Annotated in this window: 3 protein-coding genes; 1 reads left to right on the top strand and 2 read right to left on the bottom strand. The window is 72.9% G+C overall.

From position 1 onward, the window contains the following. Window positions 1-1387 (bottom strand): MFS transporter (locus tag HW445_RS24785; RefSeq protein WP_180223155.1); only part of this gene is annotated, 1387 nt, incomplete at its 3' end. A 220-nt stretch (window positions 1388-1607) separates the two neighbouring features. Then, window positions 1608-2384 (bottom strand): IclR family transcriptional regulator, encoded by a 777-nt coding sequence (locus HW445_RS24780; protein ID WP_180223154.1) that lies wholly within the window; start codon window positions 2382-2384, stop codon window positions 1608-1610. A gap of 71 nt (window positions 2385-2455) precedes the next feature. On the opposite strand from HW445_RS24780, the gene HW445_RS24775 reads away from it, so the two are divergent. Next, on the top strand, window positions 2456-2917 hold a 462-nt coding region (locus tag HW445_RS24775; RefSeq protein ID WP_180223153.1), incomplete at its 3' end, for a cupin domain-containing protein.

The raw sequence follows: 2917 nt of genomic DNA, 5'->3' as shown, positions 1-2917 counted from the left end.
GCGCCTCGCCGATCTCCCGGGCCGCGGCCAGCTGGTGGACGGGCAGGTCAGCGCCGGCCAGGCTCGCCGCGAACGCGGACCCCGCGCCGCTGAGGGCGACCGCGCCGACGACCACGGGACCGAGGGCGAAGCCCAGGTCGCGCAGCATGTTGGTGGTGGCGCTGGCCATGCCCGCGAGCTTCCGCGGCACGCTGTCGAGCGCCACGGCGGTCACCGAACTGACGGTCAGGGCGAAACCGACGCCGATCAGCAGGGTGGGCGCGACGAACGGGCCGAGCCCCGGGTCGTGGACGTCGAGCCGGGCGCCCAGCAGGCAGCCGACCGCCATCGCGGCGAAGCCGGACGTCAGCAGCCAGGCGGCCGGAACCCGGTGGAGGAGACGCGAGACCACCGGGACCAGCACGAAGGCGGGACCCTGCAGGAGCAGGAACGGCACCGCGACGCGGAGCGGGTCCTGGTGCTGCACCGGGCCGAGCCACATGCTCGTCGTGAAGCAGGCCCCGAGGAAGGCGAGCATGCCGACGACCGCCACCACGGACGAGACGGCGAAGGCCCGGTTGCGGAACAGCCGCAGGTCGAAGATCGGGGATTGCGCACCCAGTTCCACCACGACGAACCCGGCCAGGAAGCAGAGGCCGAGGGCGAGGGAGAGCACCACCGGCAGGGTCGTCCAGCCGGACTCGGGCCCCTCGACCAGGCCGAACAGCACCAGGATCAGGCCGAGCGCGAAGGTGATCTGACCGGCCACGTCGAGCTTGCGGCCCTCGGGCTCCCTGGACTCCGTGGCCAGCGTCGCGGTGAGCACCATGCTGACCAGGGCGAGGCCGACGAGCACCCAGAAGGAGCCGCGCCAGGACCCCACCTCGGCGAACATGCCGCCCAGCAGCGGCGAGAGGGCCGCGCCGGCGGACAGGAAGCCGCTCCACAGGGCCACCGCCTGCGACCGTTCCCGCGCGGTGCGGGTGACCGCGGTGGCGGCGGTGAGCGAGCCGGGGAACATGGCGCCGGCCCCCAGGCCGTTCACGGCGGCGCCCACCCACAGCGTCCGGACGTCGGGCGCCAGCGCGGCCACGGTGCTGCCCACGGCGACCAGGGCGGTACCGGCCACGACGAGCCTGCGCCGTCCGAAGAGGTCGCCGAGGACGCCGAAGGTGAACTCGAAGCAGACCACGGCGATCATGAAGGCCGCAGTGATCCAGGTGAGCTGGGACCCGTGGGTGTGCAGGTCCTGCTGGAAGAGACCGTTGAGCGAGGCCGGCAGCGCGTTGGCGACCTGGGCCACGAAGACCGCACCGCAGGCGGCAGCCAGTGTTCCCGCGTAGCCCGGCTTCCGGGCGGCCCCCGCGGTTGGGCCCTGGGACGCGGCGGTCCCGTTGTTGAGCGTCATTGCTGTTCTCCCTGGCTGGGAAAGAAGGGCATCCCGATGGCGGGAGCCGAAGAGCGTGGAAGGACGCGGCTCCGCGGACGCGGTGGGGGCAGGGATCTGCGCGTCGCGGCTGCGTGATGCCGGGAGAATGACATTCGCTTTACGTCGCGTCAATGAAATGTTCGGAATCTAAGGTGAACTACTCCGATGTAAGGCAAGTCCGCCCGTGAGGCGGGCGGGGCTACCGCGCGACGGTCAGGTCCGTCTCCAGCGCGTGCGCGGACGTCTCCAGGGTGGCGACCAGGGAGCGCAGCCGGTGCGGGTCGTAGCGCACGCTGGGCATCGACACCGACAGCCCCGCCAGCGCGGCGCCGTCACGGTCGCGCACCGGCACACCGACGGCCACCAGGCCGCGCTCGGACCGCTCCTTGTTGACGGCGAAGCCGTTGCGGCGCAGACGTCGCAGCTCCGTGCGCAGCCGCGCCAGGTCCGGCCGGTCCGCCGGGCGGTCCCGGTACCGCTCGGGGGTGTAGACCTCCTCGAGTTCCTCGTCGGTGAGGTCGGCGAGCAGCAGCAGCCCGGCCGTCGTGCGGTGGGCGGGGAAGACCATGCCCTCACGGGAGCCCACCCGCAGCGCCTGCCGGGACTCGACGCTGGCGACGAACCGGGTGGTGTCCCCGGTGCGCACCGTCAGGTTCACCGTCTCGTCCAGCAGGTCCGCCAGCCGGTGCAGGTGGGGCAGGGCCGCCGCGCGCAGCCGGGACGCGAGGGACTGCGAGTGCGCGGCGAGTTCCAGCACCGGGCCGGCCCGGTAGACGCGGTCCTCGCCGTGCACCGCGAAGTCCCGGTAGACGAGCATCGCCAGCACCCGGTGGGCGGTGGACCGGGCCACGCCCAGGCGTTCGGCGATCTGCGACACCGTCGCGCCGCCCTCCATCTGGAGGATGGTCGCCGCCCGCAGCGCGTGGTCCACGCTGGCGATGGGGTAGGGCGGGGGATTCTTGAGCGGCTTGTCCATGGCGCGGTCTCCGAATTCTGCTCTCCAGAATCTTCATGTTCTCACTCCAGACACGACGCAGTCTGATCACTGTGACTCAGCCCTCCACCGCCCCAGACACCGCCCAGGACTCCCCGGTCCGGCTCCAGGCCGTCTCCGCCGAGGGACAGCCCGAGGTCACCCCGGCACTCGAGGATCTGTACCGGGGCTTCGAACAGCAGCTGCTCGTCCCGCTGTGGACCGAGATCGGCGACCTGATGCCCGCCCACCCGCGCTCGCGCGCCGTGCCGCACCTGTGGCGGTGGACGCGTCTGCGGGAACTGGCCGCGCAGGCCGGCGACCTGGTCCCGGTCGGCCGCGGCGGCGAGCGCCGGGCCATCGCCCTGGCCAACCCCTCCCTCGGCGGCCGCCCCTTCGCCACGCCCACCCTGTGGGCCGCCATCCAGTACCTGATGCCCGGCGAGGACGCCCCGGAGCACCGGCACACCCAGCACGCCTTCCGCTTCGTCGTCGAGGGCGAGGGCGTCTGGACGGTCGTCGGGCGCGACCCGGTG

Origin of the sequence: Streptomyces sp. UH6 (assembly GCF_013421635.1) — a bacterium.
GTDB lineage: Bacteria > Actinomycetota > Actinomycetes > Streptomycetales > Streptomycetaceae > Streptomyces > Streptomyces abyssomicinicus.
The sequence above is the reverse complement of the archived record's forward strand: the minus strand, read 5'-3'. Positions and strand labels throughout refer to the sequence as shown.

What these genes read in the sequence shown, in the direction of transcription:
- HW445_RS24780 (WP_180223154.1), bottom strand. Translation starts at nt 2,384, where the DNA reads ATGGACAAGCCGCTCAAGAATCCCCCGCCCTACCCCATCGCCAGCGTG.